We start from the raw sequence: 20,609 nt of genomic DNA on the forward strand, positions 1-20,609 counted from the left end.
GCGCTAGCGACGGCATTTTCTCCTCGAGCTGATGACCTTACTGGTTCGACGCGACCGGGCGCACCAGAGCCGTGACGCGGCGAATGGTCACGCGGCGGTTTTCCTGTTCCGGACCATCCATATTGACCTTCAGATAGCGCTCGCCATAACCCTGCGTCGCAAGGTTTTCCGGCGGAATGCCATAGACGTCCGTCAGCACGTTGGCGACCGATTCGGCACGCTGGTCCGAAAGGACGAGATTGCTCTGGTCGGAGCCGACCGCATCCGTATGGCCTTCGATCAGGAAGGTCTCGCTCTGATCCTTTTGAAGCACCTCGTTCATCGCATCCGCAACCTTGCGCAGGCTCTGGGCCTGGCTCATCGGGATCTCGGCGCTACCCGTCGCGAAGGTGATCGTATCGAGGTCGATGCGACGGACTTTGTCGCGGATACGGGCCGAATACTTCACCTCGTTCAGCGAATAGACGCGCTCGACGGGTTCCACGGGCGGCTCGCTCAGGAACTCGTAGTAATCGCGATCGGGATTGCTGCTTGTGTCGATGATGTAGTCGCGCACCGGGATCCCCAGCCGCATCGGCGGCAAATCAGCGCCCGGATCCTCGAAGTAGCCGCGGTCCGGATCATCGTAGAGTTCCGGCGAATAGTAGAGAACGTATTCGCGGCCGCCGCTGTCGATGCGCGAGCGCTGGATGATATCACCATAGCGGTTGCGGATGGTCACGATGCGATAGCCTTCCGGGCGCTCGATCGTCTCGCGGTAACGGTCCCGCGAAAGCTGCTCGTAGAGCGGCCGTTCGCCGTCCCTGAGGAAGCGGCGGTCGTCATCGCTGCGCACCACGATCCGGTTGTTGTACTGTATGATGGTGCGGTTGTCGTCACCCTCGTAACGTTCGACGCGCGCACCTTCCGGGCTCATGAACTCTGGCCTGCGGTCAAGCCTGCGGCCCTCTTCGCTCGTCACCGCCTCAAACTTGACCGGAGGACGGCGTTGGCCTTCCGGCGCGAGCTGCGCATCGGCATCGGATTTCGGGGCGGCGATGACCTGCTGCTCTGCAGCGCGCAGGCGATCACGTTCACGCCGACCGCCCCGACCGGCAGCCCGGTCGGCATCCTTGTCGCTGTCGAGCACGGCGGCACCGTTTTCGACCGGCAGGACAACGGTCTCGTTGCTCTTGCTCGGATCCTCGGCGATCTGCTTGCGGCGATCGAGCTCTTCCGGCGTCACCTTCTCAGGAGCAGGAATTGCCTGTTCTGTCGGCTGCGCATCACCGGTCGGCTGTTCGCCAGTCGGCGCTGCGGGTTGGACGGGCACCTGCTCGCCCTGCTGTTGTAGCGGCTGTTCGCCACCTTCGGCAGGCTTCTGCGCCTCGCCCGGCTCTGCGGGAACCGGCGGCTTTTTGGGTGCCGGAGATTCGGCGGGCACAGGAGCCTTCTCGGGCGCCGGTGATTCCTGCGGAACGGCTGCCTTATCTTCGGCCGGCTGCTGCTCGGGCTGAGCTTCTTTCACGGGCTTGCGGCCGGGTTTTACCGCGGGCTGCTGCTCACCTTCGGTTGCTTGCTGCTGCCGCTTGCGCGGACGCTGCTGCTCGGGCTGCGCCTCTTCCGTCTGCTGTTGCGGCTCGTCGGCCTGCGGCAGGGCTTCACCCTGCTGGGGCGCTGTTTCCTGCTGTGCAGGCTGCTGTTCGCGCTGCTTGCGGCGCGGCCGCTCGCGATTCTGCGCGGGCTGCTGTTCCGGCGCAGCCTCAGGCGCTACCTGCTCCTGCTGTGGCTCGGGCGCGGCCTGTTCCGGCGCGGCTTGACGCTTCTTGCGTCGGGGCTGCTCCTCGCTTGGCTGAGCCTGCTGTGCTTCCGGGGCCTGCTCGGGTTCGGGTTCTGCCTTGCGCTGCTTGCGGCGCGGCGCTTCCTGTTCGGCCTGCGGCGCCTCCTGCTGGGGTTCTGCCTCAGGCTGCTGCTCCTCGGCAGGCCGCTTGCGTCTCTTCTTCAGAAGCTCTTCATCCGAAGGCGCAGCATCCTGCGCGACCTCGTAGCTGCCGCTAATCACCTGCGGTATGGGCCGCAGCGCACTTCCACCAACTGCGGTCGCTGCATGGGCCGGCGACATAGCCAGCGACAGCGAAAGCAGCGGGAAAGCGGCGCTGGCAAACAATCTTGATTTCATTCCCATGGGGTTCCTCGTCTTCTTGTTGAGCCTTTTGGAACACCCGCAGGGCGTCCCGACGTTTGTGGGCGGACTCAGGATCGAAATCGACCAAATCCGGATTTGTTCCCCCTGTTTTAGGAAGCCCGTCATTAACCCGGTATGAATGCTGCGGTTCGGTGCCGTTCATCTTTGCCACAGTTTGCGCCGCACCATTCCGCTGCGATTCCAGTTGCAATTTGCAAAAAAAAGGTTTGATTATCGCGCCAAGGCGGTGCCCCGTGCCCGCCGCTTTCCGGTCGCTGGCGGATAAGAAGAAGACGCAGCGGCCAACCAACAGAGAGGATCCTCATGCGTATCTCCACCCGCTTTCTCGCAGCCGCTTCACTCGCAGCGCTGTCGCTTTTCGCAGGTTCGGCAATGGCCGACGGCGAGAAGTACGTGATCGGCACCGACTCGACCTACCCGCCCTTCGAATTCGTTGACGCCAGCGGCGAGATCAAGGGCTTCGACATCGACATCGCCAAGGCGCTCTGCGCTGAAATGAAGGCCGAATGCACCTTCGTCAGCGCCGACTGGGACGGCATCATTCCGGCGCTGCAGGCCAAGAAGTACGATATGATCGTTTCGTCGATGTCGATCACGCCGGAGCGTCTGAAGCTCGTCGACTTCACCAACAAGTACTACAACACGCCGCCGGCCGTCGCCGTGCCGAAGGACTCGACGATCACCGACGTCGCCGGCCTGAAAGGCAAGACGATCGGCGCACAGACCTCGACGACGCACGCCAACTACGCCGAAAAGCACCTTGCCGACACGGAGCTCAAGCTCTATCCGACCGCCGACGAGTATAAGCTCGACATCTCGAGCGGCCGTATCGACGCCGCCATCGACGACGTCGTCGTTCTCTCCGAATGGGTCAAGTCGGAAGCCGGCGCCTGCTGCAAGATCCTGACGACGCTTCCCGTCGACAAGGAAATCAACGGCGAGGGCGCCGGCATCGCCGTGCGCCAGGGCGACCCGCTCAAGGACAAGCTGAACACCGCAATCGCAGCGATCCGCGCCAACGGCAAGTACAAAGAAATTCAGGACAAGTACTTCGACTTCGACGTTTACGGCGAATAGGAAAACTTGTAACTGACCGGCAAAGATGGTGGCGGAAGGCTTGCTCTTCCGCCATTTTTGTTTGACAACCATGGAAAGATCAAAACGGCATAAGCCGTGAGGGGAAAGTTGGCATGGGCGGATTGTTTTCCGCGCCGGGCTCGTTCTGGGCCTGGATAGGATATATCTTTGATCCGCTCTGCGGACCTGCCGGCGTTTTCACCTGGTTCGGGCAATCGACCATCCTCGCCTGTGGCGATGCGGGCTGGGGCGACGAAATCGCGCTCGGCCTGAAGACTACAGTCACCGTGGCGCTTTTGACGCTTCCCGTCGGCCTCATCATCGGCTTCTTTGTCGCGCTTGGCCAGCAATCGGAAGAAAGGTCGGTGCGCCTTGCGTCGGGCATCTACACCACGATTTTCCGCGGCCTGCCCGAGCTCCTGACGCTCTTCATCATCTATTACGGCCTGCAGATCCTGATCCAGTCGGTGCTCACCTCCTTCGGCTACGAGCAGCGGGTGGAGATCAATGCCTTTGTCGCCGGCATGATCGCGCTCTCGGTGGTCTTTTCCGCCTATTGCGCGGAAGTGCTGCTGTCGGCCTTCCGTGCCATTCCGAGGGGCCAGTACGAAGCCGGCTATGCGCTCGGCCTTCATCACGGCCGCACGCTCGGACTGATCGTGCTGCCGCAGTTGATCCGCATCGCCCTGCCCGGCCTCACGAACCTGTGGATGATCCTGCTCAAGGACACCTCCTACGTCTCGATCATCGGCCTTGCCGACATCCTGCGCCAGACCGGCGTCGCCGTCCGCGTCACCAAGCAGGCTTTCTTCTTCTACATCATCGCCTGCGGCCTCTATCTCGCGCTTGCGATCATCTCGTCGATCGGCCTCAGCTATATCGAACGCTGGGCGAAGCGCTCTGGGGCTCGCCGATGAGCTATGCGCAAACCCTCATCCCGCCGCAGCCGGCGCCGAAGGAAATCGTCAAGCCGATAACGGGCATGCGCGTCGTCGGCTCGTTCCTCGTCCTCCTTTGGGCGCTGCTTGCCGCAAGCCTGATCTACATGGTGATCGCCGGCTGGGACGTGGACAAGTTCACGCGCTACGGTCCGCGCTACCTGCACGGACTGATGACGACGATCATCCTGGTGACGATCTCCGTCATCTTCGGCGCAGCACTTTCCCTGCCGCTCGCCTTCGCGCGCATGTCGAAGAACAGGATCATCAGCACGCTTGCCTATTGCTACGTCTACGTCTTCCGCGGCACGCCGCTCTTGGCACAGCTCTTTCTGATCTACTACGGCCTCGGCGGCTTCCGCGCGCAGCTCGAAGCCGCCGGCCTCTGGTGGTTCTTCCGCGACGCCTGGTATTGCGGTCTCTTCTCGATGACGATCAATACCGCTGCCTATCAGGCCGAAATCCTACGTGGCGCCATCGAAAGCGTGCCGAGCGGCCAGCACGAGGCAGCGTCAGCGCTCGGCATTCACAAGGCCGTCGCCTTCCGCAAGATCGTTCTGCCGCAGGCGCTCATCGTGGCGCTGCGCCCCTACGGCAATGAAATCATCCTGCTGATCAAGGGCTCTGCCGTGGTCGCCATCATCACCGTTCTCGATCTGATGGGCGAAACCCGCTACGCCTTCTCGCGCACCTTCGATTACCAGACCTATCTCTGGGCGGCGATCTTCTATCTTTCGATGGTCGAAGCGCTCCGGCATTTCTGGAACTGGATCGAGCGCCGCCTGACACGGCATCTAAAGCGCTGACCGCTTGGTAGCACTCCCATATGAGTGCTGCCAAGCCATTGAAATCAAAAACAAATAGCCTTTTCCTCCCACATCTGTCAAGCTTTCGTTAACCGACGCATGTTTCCATTTCATATAATGTTCACAAACGTGACATGGGAACGAAACCGAGGCTGAGATGAACAAGGATTTCGAAAAGCAGCTTCAGGGATACGGGCTGACCACCGCCCACATCCTCTACCACCTGCCGGATCACCCGGCGATCCTCCAGACCTACATCTGGCAGGAATACGATCTTGCTCCGGATTTTCCCGAAATGCGCGGCTTTCTGAAGTTCTGGCAGGAAAAACTGGACGGCCCGCTGCATTCGGTGCGCTACATCCACCGCAAGCTGATTTCGGCAACGGAATGGCGCGCCCTGAAAGGCGAGTTCATTCTGCATTGAGGCCGCTAGACATGCGCCTCGCCATGAATGAACTCGCCTTTGTCGGGTTCCCGGCGTAACACGCCGTAGAGGATGGCGAGATAGAAGGCCACCACGAGGGCAATCACCACGAGCCCCGGAAGCGGTCCGAGCACGGCATTGTCGATCACATAGGTCCAGGAATGTGCCTGTGCCAGCGCGCTGCCCTCGGTCTGCAGTTTCGGCGTCGTGATTTTCAGCGCCCAGGCAAGCAGCATGATGAGATACATCCAGCTGTAGTTGCGCCGCAGCCGCCGCTGGACGGCATCCGCATAGGTCAGCAGGAACGTCGGCTTGCGCAGGCTCCTTGCGACCACTGGACCCCAATCGCGCGCGGAATTCGCCTCCGGCGACAGGATCTGCGCGAAATAGTTTTTTTCGACCTGCCGGACCCGGGCCCGGTAGATATCGAAGAACCGGTAGCGCCTCGCCTCGATGAGCAAGAGCAGCGAGATCAGCATTATTCCGAAGAGAAGCACGCCATGATGCGCGGTCGGCGTCGACAGCGAGAGGGAGAGCAATGCTGCGACCACCGTGATCGCCCAGTTCGACGTCCGGTCGATGCGATCCCGCCAACTCGTCATGCGTCCGAGTTCGCCGCGATAATAGTGCGCGAGCGTATTGGTGATTTCGACCGGCGTCAGCGGCAGTGGCGGCGTTGCCTCCTTCCGGGCGCTCTCGTCAAGGCCGGGCTTGCTGATGTCCGTCGTCATGGCATTCCTCCCTTTCCTTCTTATTGACATCTCCATTTCGCATTCTGCGCCTCCAAGGCCGCCATTGCAAAAGGCGGCAAGCCGCCTTAGAGGCTTGCCTGAACTTAAAAAGGTGGTGACGGCAATGGCAAAGAAGATCGACGAGGAAGCGCTTGCGGAAGCCTATAACCGCGCCCTTGCCCTCGAAAAGGCCGGTGACATCGACGCTGCCGTGAAGGCCTATGAGGAGGTGCTGGCAATCGACCCCGAAGACCACGGCGGCGCGGCCGTCCGCATCGCCTCGATGGGCCGCGGCGAAACGCCGGTCAGGGCGCCGGATGCCTATGTCGAAACCCTTTTCGACCAGCATGCCGAAGTTTTCGAGGACGTGCTTGTCGAGCAGCTCAGCTACCACGTCCCCATGCTGGTGCGCCAGCGCCTGCAGGAGCTGAAGCTCGATCGCTTCAAGCGCCTGCTCGACCTCGGCTGCGGCACGGGGCTCACGGGCGGCACGCTGCGCGACCTCTGCGAGGAGATGACGGGCATCGATATTTCCGAAAACATGGTCGAGATCGCCCATGAGAAGGAAATCTACGAGACGCTCTTCGTGGCCGAGGTCGAGGACTTCCTAGACGACAACGACGAAGACGCCTTCGACCTCATCACCGCGACCGACGTGCTGCCCTATCTCGGCGCCCTGGAGCCGCTCTTCTTCGGCGTCGCCGAAAACCTGACGCCCGGGGGCCTCTTCATCTTCTCCTCCGAGACGCTCCCGCCAACCGACGGCCGCCTTTACGCCGTCGGCCCGCACCAGCGCTTCCTGCACGCCGAAGCCTATATCCGCGACCGCCTGATAGCGACCGGCTTCGACCTCGTGGAGATGTGCGAAATCAACGTCCGAATGCAGGAAGGTCAGCCCAGTCCGGGACATCTGGTGATCGCGCGGTTGGCCGGCTGAGGCGCACGATCCTTCAAGCTAACTGCCTTCGCTTATGAGCATCTAGCCTCCCTGACGCGACATAAGAAATAACGGATCGCGCTGCATCGGACACTTACCCAATCAGGAAACCATCCCTTGCGGCCCGCGCAGCAACCTGATACTTAGCCATTCAGTAAACTTTCCGATCACTGAAGGCTCGATCCATGTCGCTGGTTCTTTACGGACATCCCCTCGCCTCCTTCTGCCACAAGGTGTTGATCGCGCTTTACGAGAACGGCACGCCTTTCGAAAACCGCACCGTCGATCTGGCCGATGAAACGTCGAGCGCCGATCTGTTCCGCTTTTGGCCGGTCGGCAAGATGCCGGTCCTGCGCGACGAGGCGCTGGACAGCACGATCCCCGAGACGAGCATCATCATCGAATATCTCGACCGACATTACCCCGGCCCTATCCGCCTGTTGCCGGACGATATCGACCGGGCGCTTCGCGTCCGCCTCTGGGACCGCTTCTTCGATCTCTATGTGCAGACGCCGATGCAGAAGATCGTCACCGATACCCTCCGGCCGGACGGCGGCAAGGATCCGCATGGCGTGCAAGAGGCACGCGGCACGCATGCAACGGCCTACGGCATGATCGAGCAGCAGCTCGGCAGCAACCAGTGGATCACCGGCGACAGCTTCACGATGGCCGATTGCGCTGCGGCACCAGCCCTCTTCTATGCCGAAACGCTCGTTCCCTTCGGCGACGACCAGCCGAAGCTCCGCGCCTATTACGAACGCCTGCTCGAGCGGCCGTCCTTTGCGCGGGTGCTGAAGGAGGCATTGCCCTACTTCAAGTTCTACCCGTACAGTCACCAGCTCCCCGAGCGCATCCGCAGCGAAATGCCCACCGACTGATCATGGAACCTGCCACCCTCGACCGGATGTTTCACGCTTTGTCCGACCGCAGCCGCCGCGGCATGGTCGATCGCCTCGGCCGCGGCCCTGCCTCCGTCATGGAGCTGGCAAAGCCTCTCTCCATGACGCTGCCGACAGTGATGAAGCATCTGAGCGTGCTGGAATCGAGCGGCCTCGTTCAGTCCGAAAAGGCCGGCCGCGTCCGCACCTACCGCCTGCAGCAGGACGCGCTTGGCCATCTCGATCGCTGGATTTCCGAGCGAAATCGACAAAGCTAATCTAACGCGCCGCGTCCTTGCCGAGGATCGCCGAAAGCAGCTTGCCCTCCAGTTCGGCGAGTTCGGCATTGCCGTGCCTGCGCGGATGCGGATAAGGGATCGCCAGATCGAGCGCGATCCGCCCCTCATCGAGGACGATCACCCGGTCGGCCAGATGCACCGCCTCGCTGACGTCATGCGTCACCAGTACGGCGGTGAAGCCGAGTTCGCGCCAGACGCGATTGAGGAGTTCCTGCATGCTGATGCGCGTCAGCGCATCCAATGCCCCGAGCGGTTCGTCAAGCGCCAGCACGCCGGGCTTGCTCACCAGCGCCCGGGCCAGCGCCACGCGCTGCCGCTGGCCGCCGGAAAGCCGTGACGGCCATTCTGACGCCTTTTCGGCAAGCTGCACTTCGAAGAGCACCGCCGCCGCTTCCGCCAGTGCCAACCGCGTCTCCACATTGTCGCCGAGCCCGACGGCTACATTCTCCGCCACGCTCAGCCACGGCAGCAGGCGCGGCTCCTGGAAGACGATGCGCGCGTTCGGCTGGCCCTCGGCACCGGCGGTATTTTCGAAGCGCAACTCACCGGCCGTCGGCCGATCGAGCCCCATGAGGATCCGAAGCAGCGTGCTCTTGCCGCAACCGCTCTTGCCGATCACCGCGACGAACTGGCCCGCCGGAATGTGCAGGCTGATGCCGCGCAAAACCCGGTTGCCGCTGAAACTCTTCTCAAGGCCCGTCAGCGTGATCGAAGCGGCACCGGCTTGCGCAACGGCCGCTTCCGTCTCGTATTCCGGCTCAGTAGCCCCCTGGAAGCGCTCATGCGTGATGACGGTCATTGCGTCTCTCCTATTTCTGATAGACCGGGTTCCAGGTCAGCGCCCGCCGCTCCAGCGCCCGCGCCACGACATCCGCCAGCTTGCCGAGCACGGCATAGATCACCAGCGCCAGCACCACGACATCCGTCATCATGAACTCGCGGGCATTGTTCGCCATGTGGCCGATGCCGGAAGACGCGGCGATCGATTCCGAAACGATCAGCGTCAGCCACATGATACCGAGCGCATAGCGCAGCCCGACGAAGATCGAGGGCAGCGCGCCCGGAAAGATCACCTTGCGAAACAGCGTCCAGCCGCCCATGCCGTAGACCCTGCCCATCTCGATCAGGTCGCGGTCGACGTTGCGCACGCCGTGATAGGTATTGAGATAGACCGGGAAAAGCACGCCGAGCGACGTGAGGAAAAGCTTCGATTCCTCGCCGATCCCGAACCAGAGAATGACAAGCGGGATCATCGCCAGATGCGGAATGGTGCGCAGCATCTGCAATGTCGTATCCGTCAGCTGCTCGGAAATCTTCGAAACGCCGTTTGCAATGCCGAGCAGGAAGCCGATCGACCCGCCGACGATGAGCCCCGCGAAAGCCCGGCACGCACTGACGAGAACGTCATGCGGCAACTGCCCGGATAGCGTGGTCGACCAGAAGGCGACAGCCACATCCGCCGGTGACGGCATGACACGCGAGGAGATAAGCCCTGCCGAAGACGCCGCCTGCCAGGCGAGAATGATTACGAGCGGTACCAGATAGGGCAGCAGCGCTTCGCGGCTCGGAAGCGAAAATCGAGAGCGCACCTTGCGGCTCTCCTGCCCGGCGATCGCTCGCGTGAACGGCGTTTCGAAAACCGACATGCTTATCTCCTTGCGTGCTTTGAAATCAGGAGCCGGAAACGACCTTCAGGTTGCCGCCATGGCTGCCGCCGCCGAAGACACGGTGACGGCCGAAATCGCTCTTGAGGCCGTGGCGCTGCTCCTGGCGCTCGAGTCCCAGTTCGGGAAACAGCAGTTCGGCGACACGGTAGGCCTCTTCCAGATGCGGATAGCCCGAGCCGATCACCGTCTCGATGCCGAGGTCCTGGTATTCGCGAAGCCGTGCGGCGACCGTCTTCGGCGAGCCGACCAGTGCTGTCCCGGCACCGGCGCGCACAAGGCCGACGCCGGCCCAGAGGTTCGGCGAGACCTCCAGCTTGTCCCGGCGACCCCCGTGAAGGGCCGCCATGCGCGCCTGGCCGACGGAGTCGGACCCCTTGGCGAAACGCTGCTGCGCTTCCTCGATCGTCGCATCGTCGAGCTTGGAGATCAGCCGGTCGGCCGCCGCCCATGCTTCTTCATCCGTTTCGCGGACGATGAAATGCAGGCGGATGCCGAAGCTCACGTCACGGCCTTTCTTGGCCGCGGCGGTGCGCACGCGCTCGATCTTTTCGCCGACCTGTGCGGGCGGCTCGCCCCAGGTTAGATACTTGTCGACGCGGCCCACCGAGAAATCGATCCCGGCATCCGACGAGCCGCCGAAATAGAGCGGCGGTCGCGGGGTCTGGACGGACGGAAAGCCGAGCTGCGCATTGGTTGCCTTGATATATTTGCCGTCGAAGCTCGCGACACCCTTTTCCAGCAGCTCTTCCCAGACGGTGAAGAACTCCTCGGCATGCGCATAGCGCTCGTCATGCTCCAGATGGATGCCGTCTCCGGCAAGCTCGCCCGGGCTGCCGCCGACGACGATGTTGAGCAGCACGCGGCCGTCCGAGATGCGGTCGAGCGTCGTTGTCAGCCGCGCATAATAGGCCGGCGACGCGGTGCCTGGACGAATCGCGACGAGGAACCTCAACTTCTCGGTCTTGGCCGAAAGGGCTGCGGCCGTCACGAAGGACTCCTCGCAGGCGACGCCCGTCGGCAAAAGCACGCCGGAATAGCCGAGCCGGTCGGCGGCCTGCGCGATCTGCGTCATGTAGCCGATATCCGGAGCGCGGGTCAGCTCGCCGGAGCCGAGATAGGCCCCGTCGCCGGAGGTCGGGATGAACCACAGGAAATCGATAGGCTTGGATGAAGCGCTCATGGGTCGGAAATCTCCTTTGAAAACCGGAAACAGAAATCAGCTCGCCTTCGGCCGCCAAACGATATCGCCGGTGGTCAACTGCTTCGGCACGATGCCGAGCTTGTAGAATTCATCGGCAAGCGCCTGCTGGTAGGCCGCCGCGTCGTCGGTGATAGTCGTCACGGCGCCTAGATCGGCGCCCGGCCGCGACAGCGTCACGCGGGTCACCTCAGCCGGCACGCCGGTGATTTCGGAGAGCTCCTTGACCGTATCGTCGAGCTTGCCCTGCGCCGACTTACCGGCCTTGCCGAGTTCATCGATCACGTCGACGATCACCTGAGCGTTGGCATCGGTGAATTCCTGATTGGCGAGGAAGTAGCTGTATGAGGGAACGATGCCCTCGGCCGTCGTCAGGATACGGGTCTCCGGATCGGCCTCGGCGATTGCAAGATAAGGGTCCCAGATCGACCAGGCATCGATGCTGCCGTTCTTGAAGGCAGGGGCCGCATCCGGCGGCGCAAGGTCCAGCGGCTGGACATCATCGATCGTCAACCCCGCCTTGCGTAAGACTTTTACCGTAACGTTATGCGCGCTCGACCCGCGCTTAAACGCAATCTTCTTTCCCTTCAGGTCTTCGAGGGTCTTGATCGGAGAATCCTTGCGCACGAGGATCGCCGAGCCCGCCGGGCTGCCACGATAGGTGCCGACATAATAGAGATGGCCGCCTGCAGCCTGCGCAAAGAGCGGCGGCACGTCGCCTGTCGCGCCGAAATCGAGCGCACCGGCACCAAGCGCTTCGAGCAGCGGCGGGCCGGAGGTGAATTCTGACCAGCTGACCGAAATGCCGCGATCGGCAAGCCGGCTCTCCAGCGCCCCGCGGCGCTTGGCGAGCGCCAGCACGCCGTTCTTCTGCCAGCCGATCCGGAATTCGGTGGCTGCAGCGCGTGCGGGTTTGATGGCCGGCAGAACGGCAGCCGCCGCAGCAGCACCGAAAAGTCCGAGCGTCTGGCGTCGAGAAATCATGGCAATCCCCTTTCCTTCGCGGCAGCATTGATCTGCCGGTCGTTGCGATGACTCGATAATGATAATGTCTATATATTATATCGACAATTTTATTTGTAAGTTTTGCCGCCCCGGCAATTTTCCTGACCGGAATGTCCCCGTTTTGCGAAATATTATTCCAAAACACGCCGCCGAGGAATTTCGCAGGCAAACCGGACCGGCGTTACTTTGGCTTTCCTGCCGCGGCACTTTCGGCTAATCATGCCCCGAATTCAGGAGAAGGATCTGGCATATGGCAAAAGTCGCGTTCATCGGTCTCGGCGTCATGGGCTTCCCCATGGCAGGTCACTTGAAGACGAAGGGCGGCCACGACGTCACGGTCTATAACCGCACGGCATCCAAGGCTGCGGACTGGGCCGCCAAGTTCGGCGGCAAATCCGCCGCGACGCCTGCCGAAGCTACAGCAGATGCCGATTTCGTCTTCACCTGCGTCGGCAATGATGACGACCTGCGTTCGGTCACCACCGGCAGGGGCGGCGTTTTGGAAGGCATGAAGAAGGGCGCCGTGCTCATCGACAACACCACCGCCAGCGCCGAAGTCGCCCGCGAGCTTTATGAAGCCGCCAAGGCAAAAGGCAGCGATTTCATTGACGCGCCGGTTTCCGGCGGCCAGGCAGGTGCGGAAAACGGCGTGCTCACCGTCATGTGCGGCGGCGATGAAGCCGTCTTCGAAAAGGCAAGGCCGGTCATCGACGCCTATGCCCGCATGGTCGGCCTCATGGGTCCTGCCGGTTCCGGCCAGCTCACCAAGATGATCAACCAGATCTGCATCGCCGGCATCGTTCAGGGTCTCGCCGAAGGCATCCATTTCGGCAAGCGTGCCGGCCTCGACATCGAGAAGGTTATCGACGTCATCTCCAAGGGTGCTGCCGGCTCCTGGCAGATGGAAAATCGCCACAAGACCATGAGCCAAGGTAAATACGATTTCGGTTTCGCCGTCGACTGGATGCGCAAGGATCTCTCCATTGTGCTCACCGAAGCACGCGCCAACGGCGCGAAACTGCCCCTCACTGCCCTCGTCGACCAGTTCTACGGCGACGTCCAGGCGATCGGCGGCAACCGCTGGGATACGTCCTCCCTGCTCGCGCGTCTGGAAAAATGATCGGCCCCTCCGCAAGCGCAGCCGAGCTGATCGCGCATCTGCAGACGCTGCGCTCGGAGGAGAACATTGCCGGCATGATCCGCTTCGGCATCGTCACCGGTAGCGCGCTCGGCATCTCCAATCCCGATCTCCAGAAAATCGCCCGCCTTGCGAAGAAGGACCACGCCCGCGCGCAGGAGCTTTGGCAAAGCGATATCCGCGAGGCACGCATGCTGGCGCTCTACACAGCCGAGCCGAAGAAGCTCACGCCCGCCGAAGCCTGCCGCTGGGTAAAGGATTTCAACTCCTGGGAAATCGTCGATTGCGCCGCAGACCTCTTCGTCGAGGCGAGGCTCGATGACGTGATTTTGCAATTTGCCGCCGACGATCGCGAATTCGTCCGCCGCACCGCCTTCGCCATGATCGCCGGCGCTGCTGTCCACCGCAAGCAGGACCCGGACGAAACTCTCCTCGCCTGGCTCCCCTTGATCGAGGCGCATTCCGGCGACCCGCGCAACTTCGTGCGCAAAGCCGTCAACTGGGCGCTGCGCAACATCGGCAAGCGCAGCCGCGACTGCCACGCCCCGGCTCTGGCCCTCGCCGAACGCCTTGCCGCAAGCCCCGACAAGATCGCCCGCTGGATCGGCAAGGACGCCGTCAGGGCGTTGACCAATGAGAAGGTAATGGGGCGATGGACCTAGGAGCCCGGCGAGTGCGAGCATGAGGGAATGCAACGGCAGATGCGACGTTCGCTATTTGCAGCATCGTGTCTGCGCCGTGAATGACTGATGCGACGTTTAAGGGCCTTCCGCGCCCAAGGACTTGGGCGCACTGGTCTGTGACGAGCACAGGCATGAGGCGGGGCAATGACAGCACAAAACAGCAACGTTGCCGGTGCGGTTACTTGACCGCGATAGCCGCGATAATAGGCGGCACGTGCCAACCTTGCTCCTCCCGCACAATGGCTAGACCTCAATCCTCGCTGGACTTCGCATTGTCCAGGACCATGTAATCAAGCGGCAGCTGCGTCGAATACTTGATCTGCTCCATGGCGAAAGCCGAGGAAACGTCGCGGATCTCGATCTTGGCGATCAGCCGCTTGTAGAAGGCGTCGTAGGCGGCGATATCCGGCACGACCACGCGCAGCAGGTAATCGACGTCGCCGCTCATGCGGTAGAATTCGACCACTTCGGGAAAGTCCGAGACGACTTCGGAAAAACGCCTCAGCCACTCGATCGAATGCGTCGCCGTGCGGATCGAGACGAAAACCGTGACCTTCGTGTTGACCTTCTCGGGGTCGAGGATGGCGACGCGGCGCTTGATCACGCCGTCCTCTTCCATCTTCTGGATACGGCGCCAGCACGGCGTTGTCGAAAGCCCCACCTTCTTGGCGAGATCGGCAACTGCCAAAGTCGAATCTTCTTGCAAAAGACGCAGTATCTTGCGGTCGAGACGGTCCATATGCGAAAGCCCTTTTCGAATTATTTTCTCTATATAACGCGATTCCGGCGCCAGAAAAGAATTTTGTTTCAGGATATGAGCAATTTTACTCTGTTCCGCAGCACCGGAAGCAGTTCCTCGTCGAACCAGGGATTGCGCTTCAGCCAGCCGCTGTTGCGCCAACTCGGATGCGGCAGCGGCAAGACCGCCGGACTGCGGTTTGAAAACAGCGTCTCGCGCCACGCCTTCACCGTTTCGGTCATGTTCGGCTTGCGCAATCCGCTCATATGCCATGCCTGGGCATATTGCCCCACAGTGAGCACAAGCTCGATCTGCGGCATCCGATCGATCACCCTCTGGCGCCAGAGCGGCGCGCATTCCCGTCTCGGCGGCAGGTCGCTGCCCTTGGCGTCGTAGCCCGGAAAACAGAAGCCCATCGGCACGATCGCGAACCGCTTTGCATCGTAGAATGTCTCGCGCTCCACCCGCAGCCAGTCGCGCAGACGGTCGCCGGAGGCATCGTTGAAGGGAATGCCGCTTTCATGCACCCTAAGGCCTGGCGCCTGGCCGGCAATCAGGATGCGCGCGGTGGACGACATCACGACGACCGGCCGCGGCTCGTGCGGAAGCCGATCGTCGGCCCGCAGTGGCCGATCGCGGCAGATGCGACAGTGCGCAATTTCGCTGTGCAGCGCGGCAAGCGCCGCTTCGCCCGTCACTGCCATCCCCTCACCTGCCGGACAAGCCGCCTCGCATCCTCGAATCCCGATTGCCTGTGCTCATGGTCGCGCACGTCGCGCGGCCGCTCGAATGTCCCCGCCCAGAGACCTGCCCTTTCCGCCCGCGCCCACTCCTCTTCCCGCTCGTAGTTCCCATAAGAGACGGCCATGCCTCTCGCCACCATCTCTCCGTTGAGATCGATGCCGCCGCTCCGGCAGACGACGAGCAGCCGGTCATACTGGTCCCGTTCGGCGCCGCCGCATCGGGTATCCCGGCCAGCCACCAGACCCTGCAATGTCTCTTTTGCCTCCCGGCCGCAGGCCCAGCGCCTTCCGCCGCGCTCGCAGATCTGGTTGAGCTCCGGCGCATCGATGCCCTTCAGCCGCATGCGTTCGGCACCGATCGTCAGGCTGTCGCCGTCTGCCGCATGAAATTGGCCGGCGTGAACGGTATCGGGCTTGTCGTTGAGCTTTGCGGCGATCAGCCAGATCAGCGCGAGCATTGCGAAAGCTGTGACACCGTCGCGTATCGTTTCGAAACCACGCGCCACGCTTTCGCCTCCTTGAAAAACAAACCGTTGGCAAAAATGGCAAACAACTTCTTAAGAATTGCGGGTTACGGTGGAACCATCCGCGGATCAAGTATCATTGTGCACATGAGTACCGGCGTTAGCACATCGACCGATAAGATTATCGTCGACAAATCCCGCAGTCACCGCAACAAGCCTGTCTCCAGGGCTGTGCGGCAGACGCGCGAGCGGCTGCAATCCGGCCATTCCTCCGCCGCCGCCTTCGATCGGGACGCGCTCAGGATGTATATGAGCGCCTTCATTCAGGGCGCGTCGATCATGCCGCTCTTCGTCATCATCATTGCGGTCCTCGGCATCTATTTCACCGGCAACACACAAATCTTCCTCTGGGCCGTACTGACGCTGACTGCCTATGCGGCAAACGTCTATCTCGTGCGCCGCGCCCGCAAAAAGGAGATAACTCCGGAATCGGCGCGCAAATGGCGCCGCGTCTTGCTTTTCGGCCAGCTGATGATCGGCAGCTGCTGGGCCGTCTTTGCGCTTCAGGACTGCAGCGCCTGCGATCCCTCCGGCTTCATCCTTTTTAAGGGCGCGACGCTTCTCATCGCACTTTCCGTTACGGCAATGTCGAATTTCATGCTGACGCCCGCCGTGCTCGTTGCCTTCGCACCCTCCGTCGTGGCACTCGCTGCAAAGGCCGGCATCTCGCGCGACCTGCTTGAGCTCAGCCTCACTGCCGTTTTCACGACGACCATCATTTTCTTCAACTACATCAGCGACCGCCTCTTCCAGTCGAACCTCAAGATCCTCTCCTTCCAGTCGGAAAAGGACGACTTGATCGCCGAGCTCGAAGTCGCCAAATCCATGTCCGACGAAGCGCGCCGGCGCGCGGAAGAGGCCAACCTTGCCAAGTCGCGCTTCCTCGCCTCCATGTCACATGAGCTGCGCACGCCGCTGAACGCCATCCTCGGCTTCTCCGAGGTGATGTCGGCCGAGGTCATGGGCCCGCTGAACAATCCGACCTACAAGGAATATACGAACGACATCCACCGCTCCGGCCAGCATCTGCTGAACCTCATCAACGAGATCCTCGACCTATCGCGCATCGAGGCCGGGAAATACGAGCTCATCGAAGAAGCGATCTCGCTCCTTGATATCGCGGAAGATTGCATCGGCATGGTGCAACTGCGTGCCAGGGGCAAGAACATTTCCATCACCCAACAGTTCGAACCGGAGCTGCCGTCAGTCTGGGCCGACGAGAAGTCGTTGCGCCAGGTGGTGCTGAACCTGCTCTCAAACGCAGTGAAGTTCACGCCGCAAGGCGGTGAAATCCATGTCAAGGTCGGCTGGACGGCAGGTGGCGGCCAGTACATCTCCATCAAGGACAACGGCCCTGGCATTCCCGAGGACGAAATCCCCGTCGTGCTCTCCGCCTTCGGCCAGGGCTCGATCGCCATCAAAAGCGCCGAACAGGGCACCGGCCTCGGCCTGCCGATCGTCCAGGCGATCCTTGCCAAGCATGACGGCCAATTTGTCCTGAAATCAAAGCTGCGCGAAGGCACCGAAGTGATCGCCATCCTGCCTGCCCGGCGCGTGCTGCAGAGCCTGCCCGCCGTCGAGGAAGCGCAGCCCGTTTCCCGCAAGCGGAAGAGCTTCGCTTAATCTCGGCAATCTGCGCGAAACCAGGGTGACAGATCAGTGCAAATGATATTGACCGTCAGAGAGGAAAGCCCGCGGCAAGATGACGTGGCGTCGCTTCTCTTACTGTCCGATGCAGTTGCGGCTTCGCTCTATCCCGGCGAGTATCGAAGGCCGCTCAATCCGGAGGCATTATCCGCACCACATATTTCAGTCTTTGTCGCACGCACTGGCGATCTTTCCGCAGCAGGGTGCTGCGCGCTCGTCGACGATCATGATGGCACGGCGGAGCTCAAGCGGATGATCGTGGATCAGAGGGTCAGACAAAGGGGCGTTGGAAGAGCACTGTTGCAAGCCGTGGAAGCAGCGGCCTTGTCCAAAGGAATTCGTCTTATCAAGATGGAAGTCGGTATCAGGAATACGGATGGACAAAGCCTGTATCGTTGCGCCGGATACAAGGAGCGCGGCCCCTTCGGCGCCTACAGGCCGTCACCGATCAGCCTGTTTTTCGAAAAAGCGATCGGAGAAAATCCTGATGCCTGACGCCATCCGCCTCAGGCGAAGACGATCGCGATGAGGCGCGTGCCGATCGTGACGAGAAGATAGAGCCCGCACGCGGCAATCGCGCAGAGGACGGCAAAGGAGCCAAGATCCTTCGCATGTTTGCCGACCATCGAGATTTCCGGCGAGATGCGGTCGATCACCTCCTCGATTGCCGTATTCAGCGCCTCGACGGCGAAGAGCACCAGAAACAGCACGACGGCAATCATCATTTCCCACCGCGATGCACCGACGGCGGCAAGCAGGATCAGCGAAACCGCGGCAAAAAGCAGCTCCTGCCGGAAAGCCGATTCCTTGATCAGGCGCTGGAAGCCCGCCCAGGAATAGACGGCGGCAGCGAAGAAATGGCTCACACCCGTCAGTTTGCCTATGGCAGGTTTGGTCAAAGCGCGCCCTCGTCTTGCAGTCGGCGGCGGCCGCAGCCGCCGTCTATCGGTCAAAATGCGAATACCGGTTCCAGGCTTCCGCCGCAAGCACCCGTCATCCATCTGACACAAAGCCGCAGCGCTCAGTGTCTGTTGGTAACGCCCGCCTGCGAGAATGTCGCCATTCCGGAATGGCAGGCCGCGGCGGCCTTCACGATGCCGGCGGCAAGGGCCGCACCCGTCCCCTCGCCAAGCCGCATGCCGAGCGAAAGAAGCGGCGTTTTGCCGAGCATCTCGATCGCCCTGAGATGCCCCGGTTCGCCTGAGACATGGCCGATCAGGCAGTGATCGAGCGCCGACGGATTGGCCGCCTGCAGGATGGCGCCTGCCGCCGTCGCCACATAGCCGTCGATCAGCACCGGTATCTTTTCGACGCGCGCAGCAAGAATGGCGCCGGCCATTGCCGCAATCTCGCGGCCGCCGAGGCGGCGCATGATTTCCAGCGGATCGTTCAGATGGTCGCGATGCAGCTCGACAGCGCGCTCGACGGCTGCCACCTTGCGCTCCAGCATCTCGCCCTCGGAACCGGTTCCCGGGCCGACCCAGTCGCGCGCCGAGCCGCCGTAAAGCGCGTAATTGATCGCCGCAGCGATCGTCGTGTTGCCGATCCCCATCTCGCCGATGCAGAGCAGGTCCGTGCCACCCGCAATCGCCTCCATGCCGAAGGCCATGGTCGCCGCGCAGTCGCGCTCGGAAAGTGCTGCCTCTTCGGTGATGTCGCCGGTCGGATAGTCGAGCGCCAGATCGAAGACCTTCAGCCCGAGATCGTAGGCGACGCAGATCTGGTTGATCGCCGCACCACCGGCAGCGAAATTCTCCACCATCTGCTGCGTCACCGCCGGCGGAAAGGGCGTGATGCCCTGTTTCGCCACGCCGTGATTGCCGGCGAAGATCGCAACCAGCGGCCGGTTGACGGCCGGCGCCCTGCCCGTCCAGGCCGCCAGCCAGAACGCGATCTCCTCGAGCCGCCCGAGCGCGCCCGGCGGCTTCGTCAGCTGCGCGTCGCGCTCGCGCGCTGCCACCAGCGCCGGGGTATCCGGTCCCGGCAGATCGCGCAGCAGCGCACGGAAATCGTCGAACGGCAGGCCTGAAACGCTCATGAATGCGGCTTCCTTGTATTTGCTTCTGTCCGGAGATCCGGGGCCAACTTGTCTTTTGCAGACAAATCGGCTTCTTTCGTCGCGACTCTATTAAAGGCAGCGGCCAGGCGTCACAACTCGAAAAGCGTCGCACCTTTCATGCATGAAGTTGGGGACATGAACATCAAGGCCTATGCGCTCGACACCGCCCGCGCCGTCGCTTTCCTGAGCCGGCTTCCCGTGCCGCAATGGGTCTTTTGCGCAGACGACGGCAAGCTCAGTCGCACGGTACGCGCCTTCCCGCTCGCCGGTATTCTGATCGGCCTTCTTCCAGCCCTCGTCTTTCTCATTCTCCTTGGCCTGCGCGCCGACCGTCTGATGGCGGCGTTCGTCGCACTCGCCGCCCAGACGCTCATCGTCGGCGCGCTGCACGAGGACGGGCTCTCCGACACTGCCGACGGCATCGGCGGCGGACGCGACCGCGACCACGCGCTGGCGATCATGAAGGACAGCCGCATCGGCAGCTACGGCGCGATTGCCCTCGTCTTCTCGCTAGCACTTCGCGCCGCAGCCCTTGCCGCCATCGCCCGCGAGGTCGCCCCCCTTGCCGCCGCCTTCGCTATTCCCGCGGCCGCCTGCCTCAGCCGTGCCGCCCTCGTCTGGCACTGGCACCGTCTGCCGCCCGCAAAAACGGACGGCATCGCCGCCTCCTCGGGCCAGCCCGGCGAAAGCGCAATGCATGTCGCGGTCGTGTCGGCCTGCCTCTTTTCGGCCCTTCTCGTCTGGCCGGCGCTCGGCCTGCTGGCGCTTGTCTGCAGCCTGCTTGCAACCGGCATCGCGGTCATCGCCTTCACGCTCTATATCCGCCGCAAGCTTGCGGGCCATACGGGGGATACGCTCGGCGCCGCCCAGCAGATTTCCGAAATCGCAGCTTTCTGCGCCCTTGCCACGGCCTTGTGAAATCACGATATTC

The 20,609-nt window shown here is 62.2% G+C and carries 22 protein-coding genes and 1 pseudogene; 12 read left to right on the plus strand and 11 right to left on the minus strand.

The features are described from left to right. Positions 1 to 37 precede the first annotated feature (37 nt). Positions 38 to 2,164 (minus strand): OmpA family protein, encoded by a 2,127-nt coding sequence (locus ISN39_RS09260; protein WP_194729850.1) that lies wholly within the window; start codon positions 2,162 to 2,164, stop codon positions 38 to 40. A gap of 324 nt (positions 2,165 to 2,488) precedes the next feature. On the opposite strand from ISN39_RS09260, the gene ISN39_RS09265 reads away from it, so the two are divergent. The 4 genes from ISN39_RS09265 (at position 2,489) to ISN39_RS09280 (ending at position 5,430) form a co-directional block, all read left to right on the plus strand. Continuing rightward, positions 2,489 to 3,262 carry an ABC transporter substrate-binding protein gene (locus tag ISN39_RS09265; protein ID WP_074068473.1) on the plus strand — a complete coding sequence of 258 codons (774 nt, stop codon included), beginning with the start codon at positions 2,489 to 2,491 and terminating at the stop codon, positions 3,260 to 3,262. A 113-nt stretch (positions 3,263 to 3,375) separates the two neighbouring features. Further along, positions 3,376 to 4,179: an ABC transporter permease gene (locus ISN39_RS09270; RefSeq protein WP_194729851.1), complete on the plus strand. Its 804-nt coding sequence runs from the start codon at positions 3,376 to 3,378 to the stop codon at positions 4,177 to 4,179. Next, the gene (locus tag ISN39_RS09275; RefSeq protein WP_194729852.1) at positions 4,176 to 5,006 is read left to right on the plus strand and encodes an ABC transporter permease; all 831 of its coding nucleotides are present in this window, start codon (positions 4,176 to 4,178) and stop codon (positions 5,004 to 5,006) included. Before ISN39_RS09270 ends, ISN39_RS09275 begins: the two co-directional genes overlap by 4 nt. A 157-nt stretch (positions 5,007 to 5,163) precedes the next feature. After that, entirely contained in the window at positions 5,164 to 5,430 is a 267-nt protein-coding gene (locus ISN39_RS09280) for an usg protein (protein ID WP_039845088.1), read from the plus strand. A 5-nt stretch (positions 5,431 to 5,435) separates the two neighbouring features. Here the strand turns inward: ISN39_RS09280 and ISN39_RS09285 are convergent, their stop codons facing one another. Further along, on the minus strand, positions 5,436 to 6,161 hold the full coding sequence (locus ISN39_RS09285) for a DUF2270 domain-containing protein (protein WP_074068482.1): 726 nt from the start codon (positions 6,159 to 6,161) through the stop codon (positions 5,436 to 5,438). A gap of 124 nt (positions 6,162 to 6,285) precedes the next feature. Between ISN39_RS09285 and ISN39_RS09290 the strand changes: the two genes are divergently transcribed. The 3 genes and pseudogenes from ISN39_RS09290 to ISN39_RS09300 all read left to right on the plus strand — a co-directional run. Next, positions 6,286 to 7,098 (plus strand): methyltransferase, encoded by an 813-nt coding sequence (locus ISN39_RS09290; RefSeq protein ID WP_194729853.1) that lies wholly within the window; start codon positions 6,286 to 6,288, stop codon positions 7,096 to 7,098. Positions 7,099 to 7,283: 185 nt separating this feature from the next. Then, a complete protein-coding gene (locus ISN39_RS09295) occupies positions 7,284 to 7,976 on the plus strand; it encodes a glutathione S-transferase family protein (RefSeq protein ID WP_194729854.1) in 693 nt (230 codons plus the stop codon). A gap of 2 nt (positions 7,977 to 7,978) precedes the next feature. Beyond that, positions 7,979 to 8,239, plus strand: a pseudogene (locus ISN39_RS09300) (metalloregulator ArsR/SmtB family transcription factor); the annotation flags it as partial. 16 nt (positions 8,240 to 8,255) lie between these two features. Here ISN39_RS09300 and ISN39_RS09305 read toward each other — a convergent pair. From ISN39_RS09305 to ISN39_RS09320, 4 genes are read right to left on the minus strand one after another with little or no spacing between them, the layout of a single operon-like run. Further along, positions 8,256 to 9,074, minus strand: a complete 819-nt coding sequence (locus ISN39_RS09305; RefSeq protein ID WP_194729856.1) for an ATP-binding cassette domain-containing protein — start codon at positions 9,072 to 9,074, stop codon at positions 8,256 to 8,258. Between the two features lie 10 nt (positions 9,075 to 9,084). Further along, positions 9,085 to 9,921 (minus strand): ABC transporter permease subunit, encoded by an 837-nt coding sequence (locus tag ISN39_RS09310; protein WP_194729857.1) that lies wholly within the window; start codon positions 9,919 to 9,921, stop codon positions 9,085 to 9,087. A 25-nt stretch (positions 9,922 to 9,946) separates the two neighbouring features. Further along, complete coding sequence (gene ssuD / locus ISN39_RS09315) at positions 9,947 to 11,122, minus strand: FMNH2-dependent alkanesulfonate monooxygenase (protein WP_194729858.1); 1,176 nt, start codon at positions 11,120 to 11,122, stop codon at positions 9,947 to 9,949. A 36-nt stretch (positions 11,123 to 11,158) separates the two neighbouring features. Beyond that, positions 11,159 to 12,124, minus strand: coding sequence for an aliphatic sulfonate ABC transporter substrate-binding protein (locus ISN39_RS09320; RefSeq protein ID WP_194729859.1), 966 nt, complete (start codon positions 12,122 to 12,124; stop codon positions 11,159 to 11,161). 271 nt (positions 12,125 to 12,395) lie between these two features. Here ISN39_RS09320 and ISN39_RS09325 point away from each other — a divergent pair, with 271 nt between their 5' ends. Continuing rightward, positions 12,396 to 13,265 (plus strand): NAD(P)-dependent oxidoreductase, encoded by an 870-nt coding sequence (locus tag ISN39_RS09325; RefSeq protein WP_074068499.1) that lies wholly within the window; start codon positions 12,396 to 12,398, stop codon positions 13,263 to 13,265. Beyond that, a complete protein-coding gene (locus ISN39_RS09330) occupies positions 13,262 to 13,945 on the plus strand; it encodes a DNA alkylation repair protein (RefSeq protein WP_194729860.1) in 684 nt (227 codons plus the stop codon). The genes ISN39_RS09325 and ISN39_RS09330 overlap by 4 nt, the downstream gene beginning before the upstream one ends. 271 nt (positions 13,946 to 14,216) lie before the next feature. Here the strand turns inward: ISN39_RS09330 and ISN39_RS09335 are convergent, their stop codons facing one another. From ISN39_RS09335 to ISN39_RS09345, 3 genes are all read right to left on the minus strand, one after another. Continuing rightward, on the minus strand, positions 14,217 to 14,705 hold the full coding sequence (locus tag ISN39_RS09335) for an Lrp/AsnC family transcriptional regulator (protein ID WP_074061474.1): 489 nt from the start codon (positions 14,703 to 14,705) through the stop codon (positions 14,217 to 14,219). Positions 14,706 to 14,773: 68 nt separating this feature from the next. Further along, positions 14,774 to 15,403, minus strand: coding sequence for a uracil-DNA glycosylase family protein (locus ISN39_RS09340; RefSeq protein ID WP_194730138.1), 630 nt, complete (start codon positions 15,401 to 15,403; stop codon positions 14,774 to 14,776). Continuing rightward, the gene (locus tag ISN39_RS09345; protein ID WP_194730139.1) at positions 15,400 to 15,906 is read right to left on the minus strand and encodes a thermonuclease family protein; all 507 of its coding nucleotides are present in this window, start codon (positions 15,904 to 15,906) and stop codon (positions 15,400 to 15,402) included. Before ISN39_RS09345 ends, ISN39_RS09340 begins: the two co-directional genes overlap by 4 nt. Before the next feature lie 153 nt (positions 15,907 to 16,059). Between ISN39_RS09345 and ISN39_RS09350 the strand changes: the two genes are divergently transcribed. Both ISN39_RS09350 and ISN39_RS09355 read left to right on the plus strand, forming a co-directional pair. Then, the gene (locus ISN39_RS09350) at positions 16,060 to 17,595 is read left to right on the plus strand and encodes an MFS domain-containing histidine kinase (protein WP_074070294.1); all 1,536 of its coding nucleotides are present in this window, start codon (positions 16,060 to 16,062) and stop codon (positions 17,593 to 17,595) included. Between the two features lie 42 nt (positions 17,596 to 17,637). Continuing rightward, the gene (locus tag ISN39_RS09355) at positions 17,638 to 18,114 is read left to right on the plus strand and encodes a GNAT family N-acetyltransferase (RefSeq protein ID WP_194729861.1); all 477 of its coding nucleotides are present in this window, start codon (positions 17,638 to 17,640) and stop codon (positions 18,112 to 18,114) included. Between the two features lie 11 nt (positions 18,115 to 18,125). Here ISN39_RS09355 and ISN39_RS09360 read toward each other — a convergent pair whose 3' ends face one another. Together ISN39_RS09360 and cobT are read right to left on the minus strand one after the other, a co-directional pair. Further along, positions 18,126 to 18,518 (minus strand): diacylglycerol kinase, encoded by a 393-nt coding sequence (locus ISN39_RS09360; protein WP_246763313.1) that lies wholly within the window; start codon positions 18,516 to 18,518, stop codon positions 18,126 to 18,128. A 122-nt stretch (positions 18,519 to 18,640) separates the two neighbouring features. Next, complete coding sequence (gene cobT / locus ISN39_RS09365) at positions 18,641 to 19,657, minus strand: nicotinate-nucleotide--dimethylbenzimidazole phosphoribosyltransferase (RefSeq protein WP_194729863.1); 1,017 nt, start codon at positions 19,655 to 19,657, stop codon at positions 18,641 to 18,643. 156 nt (positions 19,658 to 19,813) lie between these two features. Between cobT and ISN39_RS09370 the strand changes: the two genes are divergently transcribed. Further along, positions 19,814 to 20,596 carry an adenosylcobinamide-GDP ribazoletransferase gene (locus tag ISN39_RS09370; protein WP_194729864.1) on the plus strand — a complete coding sequence of 261 codons (783 nt, stop codon included), beginning with the start codon at positions 19,814 to 19,816 and terminating at the stop codon, positions 20,594 to 20,596. The last annotated feature ends 13 nt before the right edge of the window (positions 20,597 to 20,609 follow it).

The organism is Rhizobium sp. 007 (genome assembly GCF_015353075.1).
GTDB lineage: Bacteria > Pseudomonadota > Alphaproteobacteria > Rhizobiales > Rhizobiaceae > Rhizobium.